The following is a 14108-nucleotide window of genomic DNA, read 5'->3' on the forward strand; positions in this document are numbered from 1 at the left end:
CATCCCCACAATCGCAATAAAGCCATTGCAGGGATGAGTTCACTAACTTCTAGAATAAATCGGTTTTTAAGATAGCGCCGTTGCTAGCATTAGTTACCAATGCTCTATATTGACGTAACCAACTTGAGTTTAATTCTTTTTTTATCGGAACAAACTCCGCTTTTCTTTTGGCAATTTCTTCGTCACTCAAATTCACCGATAAAATATATTTATCTACATCGATGTGGATTTCGTCTCCATCTTTCACTAATCCGATCATACCACCTTCGGCAGCTTCTGGACTCACATGGCCAATACTTGCACCTCTAGTAGCACCACTAAAGCGACCATCGGTAATTAAAGCTACCTTATCGCCTAAGCCCATTCCCATAATTAAAGAGGTTGGAGCCAACATCTCTTGCATACCCGGACCACCTTTAGGACCTTCGTATCGGATTACAACTACATTACCAGCTTTAACTTTGCCATTAATAATGCCTTGTATGGCTTCTGACTGACCATCGAAACAAACAGCAGTGCCAGTAAATACTCTATCGCCAGTAATACCAGCAGTTTTAATTACTGCGCCTTCTTCTGCCAAATTACCATACAAAATAGCAAGCCCACCCACTTCTGAATAAGGATTATCTACTGTGTGGATAATATTGGTGTCTTGAATGGTTGCATCTTTAATTTTTTCCAGAATTGTTTCTCCTGTAATGGTGAGGTTATTTGCCAGAATATTTTCACCTCTTTTGGTCATCTCTTTCATTACTGCATTTACACCACCCGCCTTGTTAATGTCTTCCATATGCACGGTTGACAAACTAGGCGATATTTTAGCAATATGCGAAACACCTTTTGAGATATTGTTGATGTCTTCGAGATTGAAGTTTACACCTGCTTCTTTGGCGATTGCCAGCATGTGTAAAACGGTGTTTGTACTACCGCCCATTGCCATATCTACTGCAAAAGCATTTCTTACAGCATTTTCGTTTAAGATATTTCTTAGCTTGAATTTTTCTGTTTGTGCTTTGCTTTTAGCGATTTCACAAATTCTTCTAGCAGCTTGTCTGTAAAGTTCTTCTCGCTCTTTGGTGAGTGCCAAAATTGTCCCGTTACCCGGAAGCGCGATTCCCATTGCTTCCATAAGGGTGTTCATAGAGTTGGCAGTAAACATACCAGAACAGCTACCTCCACTTGGGCAAGCATTACATTCTATATCCAACAACTCCTCGTCTGACATGTTACCTGCTTCGTATTTACCAACTGCCTCAAAAGCTGTCGCGAGATCGATAGGCACACCGTCTTTGGTATGTCCTTTTTTCATTGGGCCACCGCTCACAAAAATAGTAGGAACATCTACTCTTAAAGCACCCATAATCATACCCGGAACAATCTTATCGCAGTTTGGAATGGCTATCATCGCATCAAGTTTATGCGCATTCATTACTGTTTCGATAGAGTTGGCGATAATTTCTCTTGAAGGGAGGGAAAAAAGCATTCCATCGTGTCCCATGGCAATGCCATCATCTACACCGATTGTATTGAACTCAAAAGGGACACAGCCATTTGCTTTAATTTCTTCTTTTATAACCTTAGATACTCTGTTTAAAAAAAAGTGTCCTGGAATAATCTCAATAAAAGAGTTGGCAACACCGATAAATGGTTTTTCAAAATCTTCGTCTATTAAACCTGTTGCTCTAAATAATGATCTATGTGGGGTTCTCTGATGCCCTTTTTTTACTTCATCACTTCTCATAATATATATGTTCTAATTTTATAACTCCTCTTAATAATTGCATATGCAATTAATATATAACAACAGAATATACCTGATGTGTTCGTGCACACTGCTATATTTGACTCAAAGCTAGCAAAATTTCAAAATTCTATTCATTAAAATATAAGGAGAGATCGGCTTCGTATACGCGTCCTTCTTTATCTGAAGCAAGAATGATCCAAGGAGCGTTTGCTGGAAGTGGGTTTTTAGAGCCAGTTACATTGTTGATGTGATTGTCTTTTGACCAGTTTGCAGTATCAGGAACAATTACAGGTGTAACCTGCTCGATAATGTTTGCTTGAGCAGTATTAATTTTCCCAAAAGTGATATTACCTAAGTGTCGGTTTTTTCCATTATAAATGGTGTAACCATTGAGTATTAATGAGGGCTTATTTTCTACCGTTAAAATAATCGGTCTGCTTGGATGCTCCACTTCACCCAGATTGCAATAAGGATAATTACTCCATTTTCCATCTGCGGTTCTCACTCGCAACACAAATTGAGGCCCGCCAACTTCATCCACACTATTTTTTGTAATGAGCCAGAGAGTTCCATCTTTAGATAATGCTGTGTTTAAATGATCGTCTGCAGTATTATTTCCACTTTCAATTACAGTTTCCTTCTCCCAATTTTCAAAATCATTTCCGTTTTTGTGAATGCGTATTTTTACTGCTTCATTTATTTGGTCAGACCAGATTACGCCAACGCCTTCTGGCAGTGATGTAATCGTGCAAATATCATCTTTGCCAATTCCTTCGGCTAAAGTGTAAGGGCCCGTCCATTTTTTAAGTCCTTTGTTAGATGTCCAAACTGAAACTTTGTCTCCTGCAACAGCAGCTAACCAGCCATTCCCATTTTTATCTAATGTGATGGTGGCTGTTTCTACGCTTTCTTTTTCAGTAAGTGAGAAGGTAGCTAATTTCTCCGCAGACCATTTCTTCTTTTTCTCTAGTCGGAAAACTACCAGTTGCTGAGCTTCTACACCAACAGCGATCATGTTGCGATTATCCACATAAATATCTGCCCGACCGGGAACACCTTTTAGCTTTTCGTGAATCTCTACGTGCTCGACCCAACCCTTTTCGGTTCGTTGCCAGAGAGATGGGCCTGTGCTTTTGGGTAATAGTGCCCACCAGCAATTATCCATATACCACAACTTAGATTGCGGTTTATCTGCTGTTGGGTTCGGGTAATCCACCTGAAAAACTGCTTGGCTCAATTGATTTTGAGCAAAAAGTAATTGCTGAGATAAAATGAATCCTAGTAAGAGAAATATAACTTTCATGCTGCCAGTTGATAATAAGTGGCAACGTTACTAACATTTATCTTAAAAAAGGCAGAAGAATATTTTAGTATTCTATTAATTTATGATGAACAATTTTAGAATAGGCATATAATTCGAATGATCGAACATGTTTTGATGCCCGATATTGAATTAAATATGCCCAATTGATTATTACCTATGCATTTACTGTTTGGGTAGCTCTTTTGAGTTTTCTTCTATAATAGATGGCCAAAAAAGTAGGCACTAAAGCAATGAGAAAACCTATACCCAAACCTTTGAGTAAAAACATGTTGGTGAAATTCAATGAAATATCATGTCTGTGGTTATGTATCTCCACGATTTTTCCATCTTTAAATTTAAATACATTGATAATGGGAATGGTATGTTCACCAACCATAAATTTAGCCATTAAGCTTTCTGGTTTGTAGGTCCAATACCACCTTGTAGCCACTCTATCGCCATCTGCAATTTGATAATCGATAAAACCGGTCATGGTACCACCATCCCAAAACCGATCTGCAACCTCTTTCTGAGCAATGGCTTTTTCAACTTCAGCTTCTTGATCTGGGGTATCTCCTATATCTCTGCGTGTGTATTCTTCAGCCAAATATTTCGAATAATTTTCTGTGCGGTTATTAAACCAAAGGTCTTCGTAAAAATTTCTGGCTATTTCTTTATTAATTTCCTCCTGAGACTTTTCATTTGTCAATGAATCTGTTTGCGCAATTAATATTTGAGGAATAGCAAATAATAGTAAGAATGCTGTTTTCATTTCAAAAAATTTAAAGAGTGTAAAAATCTATCGTGTTTGGTATGAGCTGTTGGTAGATAGCTGGTTTCAGATATAGATTCTTAGTATAGGTAATGTAGGAGTTGGATATACGTAAATGTATTTCTTAAATTAAATTTATTTGAGGTTAATTCAAAGGTGAGGGAAGTTTTTCTTGGTGATAATAAGTGGATTATAGGCGTTATAGTAAGTTTTTATTGATAATTCTGATTAGAAAGTGAAGCTTTTTATAACTGCTTTTTTAATTGATCGGATGCTAAATAAACTATTCCAAGTAATAGAATAAATATGATTATTTGTTTTAGAATGGATGTAATTATGAGTTCAAAGTCAAAAGTGAAATACATCCATGAGCTAGGCAAATATTGACTATTAAATCCAGTAACAGTTACTTTTGACATACTTGCTACAAATAGTTCAATCAAAATAGCAATTGAAAGGAAGAGTCTAAAAATGCCAGAGCGCGTCAATTTAGAAGCCCAAAGCATTAAGTTTATGAGGATTATTAATATAATTAAAAACCAAAATACCCACCAATATCCTCCAGATAATAAATATTTTTTAGTTTCTTGATCTAATAAGGCAACATTTAGCAGCATTAAAAGTCCAGAAATCTTAATAATTATGATAGCACTCTTGTCGAGTTGATTGAGTAGCTCCTGTTTCTCTTTACGAAAGCCTTTAGAAATTATAACTCCAATATTAAATAAGGCAAACCCGAAAAATGTTGAGTTGAGAATTAAATTCATGCTGTGTAATCTCAGTCTGCTTTTTATCAAAAAGCTTAATAATTAAATTAGAAACTACTTTAATCACTGATATTCTTTCTCTATCGCTACATTTTTATCTTTTCGATGGTTTTCGAACATTTCGATAGCGGATTTGAGTAAGCCAATCATTCCAATACCTAATATGATTATTCCGCTAGAAAGTTCTTTGAGTTTGCTGTCGGTGGTGCTAAAATACCCGATTAGTCCATTTACTATTATAAAGAGTGTCATCAATGAAATAGCGAAAATTGCAATTTTTCCTTTTTTAGGGTTTTCCCAAATCTTTCTAGATAATTTGTTTTGAGTTTTTGTGGTGTCTTGAAGCGTTGAGAAACTGATTCCTAGTCCCATAAACACAAGTACATTATTGATGTCTTTAAAAAGTAGATAGCTAGTTTCTGGTTTTAAACCGAGTCCATAAGTGTATGGTCTAAAAGCATAGAAAAGGGCAATCAGCATTAATGGATATTGCAGATAGCTAATGTATTGAAAAATTTGCTTCGTATTCATAGAAGATGTGGATATAGTTTTTCAAACTAATCAGAGTAAGTGTGGATGTTATTGGTTGACAGGTATGATGATTAATAAATTTACAACTTGTTGAGGAGATTGCAACTAACTTCATTCAAAACCTTCTGCTAACTTTTTTAAAACCTGAATTGCTTTTGCTGCATCTTGCTTATCTACAAAAATATGGTCGTGATAGTAGCCAGCAATTACATTGCAACTGATGTGATGCTTGGCTAATGCAGTAGAGAAGGCAGCCGTTAAGCCAACAGCTTCAAGCGAAGAGTGAATGGTTAGGGTGATCCAAGAAGCAATATATTCATACTTCAGGTTTAACTCATCTGCTATCTTTTTATCAAGCACTACGGTAATGCCTTCAGCTTCTTTAAACTCACAAATGGTTTGGGTTCTATCAATATTATTCAGGTTTTGAACTGTAGCAAATATATATTCACCCTCATTGAGTTTAGGCGTCATTCCTTTTACCAGTGCCGATATATTCGTTTCTCCTGCCATTTTGAAGCTTAATTATCAGAATTTACTTTTAATTCATTTGTGACAATCTCAATAAGGTTTTCTACTTGATCTACCTTTAATGCTTTGAGGTTTTCTCTATACCACATCATTTGGGTAGTTACCGTTTCAATAAAAGCATCATCTTTTAATTTTTCTTCAATTACCGCTGGTTTGTATAAATAGGTAGTGTCAATAGGAATTTCATCTAAAGTAATCACTAGGTGATCTTTCATATAATTCAAGTGGTTTTTAGATATTTCTTTAGAATAGGCATATCCTCGTTCATAATATTTTACCAAGTTATAGCGCAGAGAATCATTCGATATCAGGTTTAGACTTCCACTAAATTTGAGTGTACTGTATTCTGTATTAAAATCGTAATGCATGTATCCGTGAGCTATGTAAAAATACAAAGAGTCTAAATGGGTTCTATTACCATCAAAAACTATCGCGTTTAGTTTGGCTCTCTTCCTAATGAAATTTCTTTTGGTCTTTACAAGAAAGGTTTTTTCAGTTTCTAAATCAGACAATAACCTTTTTAAAGAGCTAATTTCATTATTTTTTGTCTTCTTATCTTCATTATAATTATTCAGTTGAAAGGCTATAAATATACCTATCGTTACAATTGTTATCTCACCTAAGAAGTAAACAACAGACTTGATTATCTTTTTTTTATTCAACCTTTATGATGTTTGATGTCTCAGAATAAATCCCGACAAGAGATGCCGTTTAGTTGTAATTATCTTTACCTCTAAATTAGTAAATTAGAGATAAATAACTGTTACTGGCTAGACATAGAAAATTGCTGTGAGACTATGAGAGGTTGTTTTTGCATCTTCTCAATCAACTGCTTCCCTCAATATCTTTCTCCAACCGTTTCTGTAGGCATATGTTTTTCTATTGTTGCCAAATCGTCTTCGGTTAATTCCACATTGTAAGCACCTAAATTCTCTTCGAGACGGTGAATTTTTCTGGTTCCAGGAATAGTGGTGATTTCATTGTTTTGGCTTAACACCCATGCAAGTGCAATTTGAGCTTTGCTAACTCCTTTGCTTTGTGCGATTTGATCGACCACCTCTACAAACTTTAGGTTTTTTTGGATTGCCTCATCAGTAAAGCGCGGGTTGTTTAACCTAAAATCTCCTTTTTCTAAATCTGCACGACTCTTAATAGCTCCTGTTAAGAAACCTCTACCAAGTGGACTGTAGGCAACGAACGTAATTCCTAGTTCTTGGCAAACCTCAAAAAGTGCTTTTTCTGGCTCACGGCTCCACAAAGAATATTCTGTTTGAAGGGCTGTAATAGGATGCACAGCATGCGCACGACGCAATGTTTCTGGATCTACCTCAGATAAACCAATGTATTTAACCTTGCCTTGTTTTACCAGTTCTGCCATGGTACCTACAATTTCTTCAATCTCCACATTCGGGTCTTTTCTATGCATGTAATACAGGTCTATGGCTTCTATTCCCAAGTTCTGTAGGCTTTGGTCGCAAGCTTTTTTAATGTATTCTGGTTTTCCATTTACTCCAAGAAACTCACCATTTGGCCCTCGCATTACCGCAAATTTGGTGGCTAAGTTTATATCATTCCAACGACCTTTAAATGCTTTTCCCAGTAACTTTTCATTGGCTCCGCTTCCATACATATCTGCTGTATCGAAGAAGTTCACGCCCAAATCAATAGCTTTGTGTAGGGTATTGATAGACTCTGTTTCATTAAAAGATCCGTAGAATTCAGACATACCCATGCAGCCTAGTCCAATTCGATTGATGTTGAGATTACTATTTCCGAGTGTTGTTGATTGTTTCATGATCTTATCTTCTTTTGATTGGAAATGCTTTTTTCGGATGCCAAAACAGCGATTAATTGTATAACAATTCTTTCAATGTTTGTTCCCTCTTACTAGTTAATTATTTCTGTTTCCAATACCAAAAACCAAAGATCAACAAAAAGGCAATTTCTATCGCAAGCCACAGCAGTTGTTTGGTAAATATGCCATCCATTACTAACCCGAGTAGTCTGGCTAATACAATGCCCAAGGTTAAAGCCGAAAGCAATGCGGAGACGCTTAACTGCCACGGGCTTAGTTGATGATGGAAAATGAATAATATGCCCAAACCAATTACCAATCCCCACATTACTCTCTTTTCTATCATCTGATACGGGTCTGATGGCATGGGTTGGGAACTCATCAAATCAGGTTTATACGCCAAAACAAACCCAGCGATAAGCAAAATAACACCTAATATTTTGAGCAATATATTCATAGTTGAGGGCTTGTATCTAAACAATATCTTTAAGTTCATTAAAACTATTGATGATGTAATTTGGCTTTTGCTTCTTTAACTCATCTTCTGTGTTGTTTCCATACGTTATACCACAGGTGTCTACAAAAGCTCTTTGTCCCATTTCTATATCGAAAACAGTATCACCAATTACCAAACATTCTTCCGGATTGTAGTTAAACTTATCCATAATCAAGTTAACAATATCAGGTGCAGGCTTTTTGTTTTTTGCATCTTCTTCACCACCGATAAATGTAAATAGCTCATATACATTTTGCTTTTGAAGTATCTTGATTAATGCCTCTCTTCCTTTACTTGATGCTACTGCTAAGTTGATGCCTTTTCCATGGAAAAAGGCTAAGGTTTCTTTTACACCTTCAAAAAGTGAAATGGCATCAATTGCAATTTCATTGTAGTGTTTGCGGTAGATAATGGTTGCCTCCTGAATCGCTTTTTCATCTAGCGAAAAAGCTTTTTCAAAAGTCGATTTTAAAGGCAAACCAATCAAACTTTTAATGAGGGCTTCATCTATGTTTTTGATGTTTAAATGCTCTCCGACAAACCTCATGGTTTGGATAATACTTTGTTGCGTATCGGCTAATGTGCCATCAAAATCGAAGATAAGTGTTTTATATGCCATGATGTATAGATTGGGTTGTGATGGAATACATATTGGCAGACGAAATTAACAATTTAAAATGGATTTCTATCAGGAAGAATTTGACTCCGATCTTCATTGCTCAATAATCCTCTTTTAATTGAGTGTTGTTGCCCAAAATACTTTTCTATTCTAATTTTACACCTCGAAACTAGTATGAATTTCAATTCTGTAATTGATCTCGATAAACAAGAGAGCGAGTTAAAGTGATTTGTAATGGCAAGAAAGTTAGATAAAATATTAGTTGTTGATATCGAGGCGACATGTTGGGAGGGGAAAGTGCCAACAGATATGGAGTCTGATATTATAGAAATAGGTATTTGTTTGTTAGATGTTCAATCAGGAGATATTTCGGAAAATAGAGGGATTTTGGTTAAACCTGAGCGGTCTGTAATTAGTCCATTTTGCACAGAACTCACAACTATTACCTCTGAGATGATTGAAGAAGGGGGAATATCATTTAAAGATGCGCTCAAGATTTTGAAAGATGACTATCTATCTCAAAGTCGTGCTTGGGCAAGCTTTGGTGCTTACGATTTAAAACAGTTTCAGCGACAGTGTACAGCATTAGGTGTGGGTTATCCTTTTGGTCCATCACATATAAATGTAAAAACCATGTTTGCCTTAAAAAATAAGTTGGGGCATGAATTGGGCATGGTAGGTGCTCTTAAGCAGCTTAATATTGAATTAGAAGGCACCCATCACAGAGGTGTGGATGATGCTAAAAACATAGCGAAAATACTTTATGCTATTTTAAATTAAACATCACTAATTTAATTCCTATGTTGTAACCTTCTCACCAACCACACAAATTATATGCAGGATTCCTCCTTTAGATTCTATATAAGGTATGTGATAATTTTCACCTTCTTGTCCGCCAAATTTGTAGCTGATTGTCTCAAATAAATCAGAAAATTCTTTTATACTTAATTGCCTGCCATCGCAGATTAACCATCCATTGGGTACAAAATCGCCAGCAAACATTTTAATCTCTCCAATGGCTCCTTTAAGTTGTGGGCGTTGCTTTTTCTTTGCAGGCGTGTTACTTTTTTCCCCACCAAGCAGATGTTGAAACTCTGCTCCTTTATCTCCAATAATAGCCAAAATACTATTTACTTTTACCTTGCTACCCTCTTTGGCTCCAAGATAAAGAACTGTCCCATTCTGATAGCTTTCTAGTTCTAGTATTACTTTATCTGTTTGTATTTCTGCTAATACGTCGCCTTTTCTAACCGAGCTACCAACTTTTACCATCCACTTAATCAACTTAGCCTCTTCCATGTCGTCAGTTGCTTGAGGAAGTAGCACAACTTCTGCTCTGTCTCCAGTGTTTCCGTCAGGCTTTTTAAAAAATTTATCAAACATTTGTACCAATTTTAAAAGGGATGAACTCTATCAATAATTTTGAATGAACATGCTACAACAACTTATCAAAGCTACTAATAATGAAGAGTTTTATAAAAATTATCGTTTAGAACTTAATGAGTTTAATGCTCAAATTGATTCACCATTCGAAAATGAAGTGCGATTAAGACTTAGTATCAGTCATGAATACGATAAAAACGATTCTGAGAAATGGGAAATAAGTGCTAAAAACGTTGCCGATTATTATTTACCAATAAACTCATTAACTCTACCATTTGTACATTTAGAATTGCTAGAAGATCATCCAGCTTAATGGAATCATCATTATGGCTATGTAGAAGGTGAGGTAACAAGCAAATGCGAGTCTTTATTAGAGTTAATTGAAAAACTTGAGATAGAATATGAAAAACATTCCTTAGGGTGGGCTAGATGGGAAAATGATTTTTGGGATTTAAAACAAATCCATGCTAAAGGTGGATCATTTTCAACAGGAATAAATATGAAAATTTATGAATTAGTAAAAAATATACTAGAAGATTATAAAGTCAATTTTAAAGTTGAAAGTTTGTGTAGTGATCAAATAAGGCCAAATGCCAAGCTTTTGATATTTGGAAACAATGATGTAGCAGCATTACATCATAAAGGAATGCAGCCATTTTTTATAGCTGATGAATTTGAAGCAATAAGGTTATAGTCTAATTTTATAAATATCCCAATTGCATAATAGGACTATTAAAACAAATTTCACCTACAAATAATAAAAATTGGATTTTTAGAGAATGATAGATTTTTTAAACTTATTTTTATATAAATACATCTCAAAAAATTGGTGAAATTTATCCAAAAGTGAATTATACCAATCTTATCAAGTTACATCTTTCATCAGTTCTAAAGTAAAGCAATCAATTTAGTGAATTAATAGCACTTACAGGTTAATAGATAACCTTGAAGATAATTTAAAAATTTAGTGAAGATGTCTCATGAAAACTATTCTACAACTCTTTTGCATTACATGTCTTTGCATTTTTGCCACTATTTCATGTATTACACCAAAATCTGATTTACCAAAAGAAATTGTACAAGAGCATCTAGATAACATGATAAATGGGTATGTGGAGGAAGACATCGATCAGATAATTGCTGGTTTTACAGAGGATGCTCAAATGCTAGAAGATGGAGGACCAATTGTAAATGGTAAAAGTGAAATTATTCAATCTACTAAAGCTTTATTAGAGAACATCGAATTTACTAAAGGCAGCGCAGAAATTATCGAGATTCAGGCTGATATGAACATGGCTTATGAAGTGAGTTATTTTAGACTGACACAATTTGTTAACGATTCTACTTCTGTAGATTTAAAGTGGAAACATTTAGCAATCTGGCAAAAGCAAAATGATGGTGAATGGAAGATTAGTAGGTTAATTTACAATGAGGTAGAGTAATTTAATAATAGAAATGCTTTTCTAGAGAAGTAATAGCTATTGATTTAAACCCAGAGTGTTAATTTTTTCAGTTTTACCAGCTGTGATCTCAACAACATTATTCATCTAAAACATTCTGTTATGAGATCCCTACAGTTTTTTATTTTCATTTTTTTACTTCAAGCTTGTCAGAGTCAAGATAATGCGACAGATAACGCCGAGATAATTGCAAAATTCGAAGCCGTATCTGATACATATGCCGAAGCTGTAAAGTCTGTTGATGCCCAAGCAGTTCTTTCATTTTGGGTAGATGATTTAATGATTTATCGCCCAAGTTCTGCAGATATTTCTGGAAAACCAGCATTTACAAAGTTTATAGAAGATTTGTATAAGAAACTCGAAGTAGAAGATATAAAAATTAAATCTCGGGAGGTAGAAGTTTCAAATGATTTAGTTGTGGAGATAGTTTCATTTACTGAACGACTGCGAATTGATGGTGGAGAGTTTCAGGATATTAAAGGAAAGTATCTGGCTGTTTGGAAAAAATCTGGACAAACGTGGAAGATCAGCAAAATGGTTACCTTACCAGAAGGCAAAGACGAGGTGCATAATTAATGTTATTTAATAAGAGAAACCTCACAAATTATTGGCTCGTTTATAACTGTATAATACAACAAATACTTCATATTTTAGATAAATGGGCCAAACGTTAATTCTTCTTTTTTTACTTATTTTTCCTCTCTCTTTTACAGTTTATGGGTTTTACGAAATTCTAGAAGAAATCAATTTCAAGAAAAAAGGAATTACCACCATTGGCAAAGTGGTAGGTAGTGTTTCTGCAATTCATCATTACGAAGAGTACCAATTACTCAATGGGCCTTATGCCAGCAAACCAGAAACCCGACCGGGAGAATTCTTGATTTTTGAATACAATGTCGGCGATGAAACTTGGAGGAGTAGAACGCTAAAAACATACAAAAAGCCACTCACAGAGTTAACTGTAATTTATAATCCCAAAGACCCTTCAGATTTAATGGTTAATGGCTTTTACAGAGTTGGTTCAGCAAAGTACTACCGTATTATTGCAGGTTTGTTTTTTTATGGTGATGTTTCTAAAGCCTTTTATATAATTCTGTTTAATTATAGTATTGCCCAATTTAATTTCTTTTACATTTGCATGTAATAACCAGTTACGAAAAGTATGTGACATGCTGAATTATTGAATGTCAACCAAAAGATTAGTGAAGAATGAATAGACTGAATGTAATTACTATCCTCATTTTATTATTATCCGCTTGTGATAATTCTCCCAAATTCGAATATCAATCACCTACACCAAAGCAAGCCAGTGAAAACTTAGGCGCTTATTTAAGGCAAGCCCCTTTTGAAAATGAGTGGAATCAACAAGGTGAAGATGAAAATACCGTAGTTTTTACCAATGCTGAACAGGTTTTCCCTTTTATGGTGAAGTTCAAAAATGAGGATGATGACCTAAAGTCTCAGAAATATGGGGAAGTAAAAGATTTTTACGCTCAGCAAACAGTGATTTATAAAGATGTTTTTTGGGGTGAGTTGTTTGTGTATGGTGGTCTTTTGTTTAATCAGGAGCCATTGTTTTTGAATCGCTTTTTTTCAGAAATGGGCAATCCGTTATTTATAGGACTTACGCATTTAAGTTAAAAATGATAATAGGATTAGCAAGAATCTGTTTAAGATAGTTGCTGAACGGAAGTACTTTGATTTGATAGAGTGTTGTTTTCAACTGTTTTGCAAGGAGTTTCAGCCCTATCCAAGCCTGGTAGCAGCAAGCTAGATGGTTCCTCTGGGAGATTGCCTTTCGGCATTGGCACTTCTCAGAGCCTGTAAGCTGTTTGTATTCCCTGTGGAACTGCTCAATCTGCCATCTGATCTGGGATTCGTTTTCGGCCTCAAATACATTCATCCTGTCCGATAGATCATTTGTGATCACCCATTCAATGTCCCCGTTTAGGGAGACTATCTTGAATAATTTGACGGGGTAAGGGTATTTTTTGAGTTTGACCTGTACGCCTTCCAGCAGTTGCCTACCGGAAAGCTCGACTGTGCCCACAGCCTGCATCCCTGTGTCTCTGGATAGGCTGACTTGGCGGTTGCTCTTCAGGGTAGTGAAGAATGTCCAGCCGCTTCTGTGCACAAGCTTAAGGTTGTCCATGGAAGCATACCAGCTGTCAAAAAGTATCTTTTTGGCTTTCAGGTCTTTACGCATGGTCATTCGGGTGAACATCTCCTGGAAATGGTCATTCTTGGTCTTCTTATCCGTTTCTGGGTGGTAGATTCGGTAATCGATAGGATAGTAATCCCCATCAATGCCATTGCTGTGTACCATGTTTACCAGATTGATCCCATTGACTAGGCCATGCTCATTGCCTGAGTACTGCCTTTTGGCCAATTCTATATACCGGGAATACCTCTTTGCCTGAACACTGTCATCGACAAGGATAAATGAGTCTGGGCTATCTTGGAGATGGCCCTTGACAATATCCCACAGGTCGGAAGAGGTAAATTTAGAATGGGCTAGAAAACGTGTGACTTGGTCATGACTGACATCCATAGAATGGGCTGCCATGTGGGTACAGGTATAATTCCCGTGAGTATGGAGAAGATATGATATGTACAGAGATTTATTCATATAAATCAGTATTAAAAAATACAATCTCTCAAATCTTGAGCATTTTTGCTAGAGAAATTTAATATTGCGTAAGTCCTA

Annotated in this window: 19 protein-coding genes; 7 read left to right on the plus strand and 12 right to left on the minus strand. The window is 35.7% G+C overall.

All coding sequences use genetic code 11. The features are described 5' to 3' along the window. Window positions 1–49: 49 nt before the first annotated feature. From ilvD to OQ292_RS38185, 10 genes are all read right to left on the minus strand, one after another. Window positions 50–1741, minus strand: a complete 1692-nt coding sequence (ilvD, locus tag OQ292_RS38140) for a dihydroxy-acid dehydratase (protein WP_284689425.1) — start codon at window positions 1739–1741, stop codon at window positions 50–52. 130 nt (window positions 1742–1871) lie between these two features. Further along, complete coding sequence (locus OQ292_RS38145) at window positions 1872–3047, minus strand: hypothetical protein (RefSeq protein ID WP_284689426.1); 1176 nt, start codon at window positions 3045–3047, stop codon at window positions 1872–1874. A gap of 175 nt (window positions 3048–3222) precedes the next feature. Beyond that, window positions 3223–3819, minus strand: a complete 597-nt coding sequence (locus OQ292_RS38150; protein WP_284689427.1) for a nuclear transport factor 2 family protein — start codon at window positions 3817–3819, stop codon at window positions 3223–3225. 245 nt (window positions 3820–4064) lie between these two features. Next, window positions 4065–4586 carry a hypothetical protein gene (locus tag OQ292_RS38155; protein WP_284689428.1) on the minus strand — a complete coding sequence of 174 codons (522 nt, stop codon included), beginning with the start codon at window positions 4584–4586 and terminating at the stop codon, window positions 4065–4067. A 63-nt stretch (window positions 4587–4649) separates the two neighbouring features. Further along, window positions 4650–5117, minus strand: a complete 468-nt coding sequence (locus OQ292_RS38160; RefSeq protein ID WP_284689429.1) for a hypothetical protein — start codon at window positions 5115–5117, stop codon at window positions 4650–4652. A 111-nt stretch (window positions 5118–5228) separates the two neighbouring features. After that, window positions 5229–5630 (minus strand): ACT domain-containing protein, encoded by a 402-nt coding sequence (locus tag OQ292_RS38165; RefSeq protein WP_284689430.1) that lies wholly within the window; start codon window positions 5628–5630, stop codon window positions 5229–5231. An 8-nt stretch (window positions 5631–5638) separates the two neighbouring features. Then, the gene (locus tag OQ292_RS38170; protein ID WP_284689431.1) at window positions 5639–6310 is read right to left on the minus strand and encodes a hypothetical protein; all 672 of its coding nucleotides are present in this window, start codon (window positions 6308–6310) and stop codon (window positions 5639–5641) included. A gap of 176 nt (window positions 6311–6486) precedes the next feature. Continuing rightward, window positions 6487–7443 (minus strand): aldo/keto reductase, encoded by a 957-nt coding sequence (locus OQ292_RS38175; protein WP_284689432.1) that lies wholly within the window; start codon window positions 7441–7443, stop codon window positions 6487–6489. A 100-nt stretch (window positions 7444–7543) separates the two neighbouring features. Beyond that, window positions 7544–7939 carry a DUF4345 family protein gene (locus tag OQ292_RS38180; RefSeq protein ID WP_348970705.1) on the minus strand — a complete coding sequence of 132 codons (396 nt, stop codon included), beginning with the start codon at window positions 7937–7939 and terminating at the stop codon, window positions 7544–7546. Next, complete coding sequence (locus OQ292_RS38185) at window positions 7917–8558, minus strand: HAD family hydrolase (protein ID WP_284689434.1); 642 nt, start codon at window positions 8556–8558, stop codon at window positions 7917–7919. The genes OQ292_RS38180 and OQ292_RS38185 overlap by 23 nt, the downstream gene beginning before the upstream one ends. A 234-nt stretch (window positions 8559–8792) precedes the next feature. Between OQ292_RS38185 and OQ292_RS38190 the strand changes: the two genes are divergently transcribed. Further along, entirely contained in the window at window positions 8793–9338 is a 546-nt protein-coding gene (locus tag OQ292_RS38190) for a 3'-5' exonuclease (protein WP_284689435.1), read from the plus strand. Window positions 9339–9356: 18 nt separating this feature from the next. Here OQ292_RS38190 and OQ292_RS38195 read toward each other — a convergent pair whose 3' ends face one another. Next, window positions 9357–9941: a biotin/lipoyl-containing protein gene (locus tag OQ292_RS38195; protein WP_284689436.1), complete on the minus strand. Its 585-nt coding sequence runs from the start codon at window positions 9939–9941 to the stop codon at window positions 9357–9359. A 43-nt stretch (window positions 9942–9984) separates the two neighbouring features. Here OQ292_RS38195 and OQ292_RS38200 point away from each other — a divergent pair, with 43 nt between their 5' ends. The 6 genes from OQ292_RS38200 to OQ292_RS38225 all read left to right on the plus strand — a co-directional run bounded on the left by OQ292_RS38200 (window position 9985) and on the right by OQ292_RS38225 (window position 13042). After that, the gene (locus OQ292_RS38200; RefSeq protein ID WP_284689437.1) at window positions 9985–10254 is read left to right on the plus strand and encodes a hypothetical protein; all 270 of its coding nucleotides are present in this window, start codon (window positions 9985–9987) and stop codon (window positions 10252–10254) included. 186 nt (window positions 10255–10440) lie between these two features. After that, entirely contained in the window at window positions 10441–10635 is a 195-nt protein-coding gene (locus tag OQ292_RS38205; RefSeq protein WP_284689438.1) for a hypothetical protein, read from the plus strand. 286 nt (window positions 10636–10921) lie between these two features. Beyond that, complete coding sequence (locus OQ292_RS38210) at window positions 10922–11383, plus strand: YybH family protein (protein ID WP_284689439.1); 462 nt, start codon at window positions 10922–10924, stop codon at window positions 11381–11383. A gap of 120 nt (window positions 11384–11503) precedes the next feature. Continuing rightward, window positions 11504–11977 (plus strand): YybH family protein, encoded by a 474-nt coding sequence (locus OQ292_RS38215; protein WP_284689440.1) that lies wholly within the window; start codon window positions 11504–11506, stop codon window positions 11975–11977. An 82-nt stretch (window positions 11978–12059) separates the two neighbouring features. After that, window positions 12060–12545: a DUF3592 domain-containing protein gene (locus OQ292_RS38220; protein ID WP_284689441.1), complete on the plus strand. Its 486-nt coding sequence runs from the start codon at window positions 12060–12062 to the stop codon at window positions 12543–12545. Window positions 12546–12610: 65 nt separating this feature from the next. Then, window positions 12611–13042 (plus strand): hypothetical protein, encoded by a 432-nt coding sequence (locus OQ292_RS38225; RefSeq protein WP_284689442.1) that lies wholly within the window; start codon window positions 12611–12613, stop codon window positions 13040–13042. On the opposite strand, the gene OQ292_RS38230 is transcribed toward OQ292_RS38225, so the two are convergent. After that, window positions 13026–14030, minus strand: coding sequence for an IS701 family transposase (locus OQ292_RS38230; protein WP_284689443.1), 1005 nt, complete (start codon window positions 14028–14030; stop codon window positions 13026–13028). The two genes, OQ292_RS38225 and OQ292_RS38230, sit on opposite strands and share 17 nt — an antisense overlap. Window positions 14031–14108: the final 78 nt, after the last annotated feature.

Source organism: Chondrinema litorale (genome assembly GCF_026250525.1).
Lineage (GTDB): Bacteria > Bacteroidota > Bacteroidia > Cytophagales > Flammeovirgaceae > Chondrinema > Chondrinema litorale.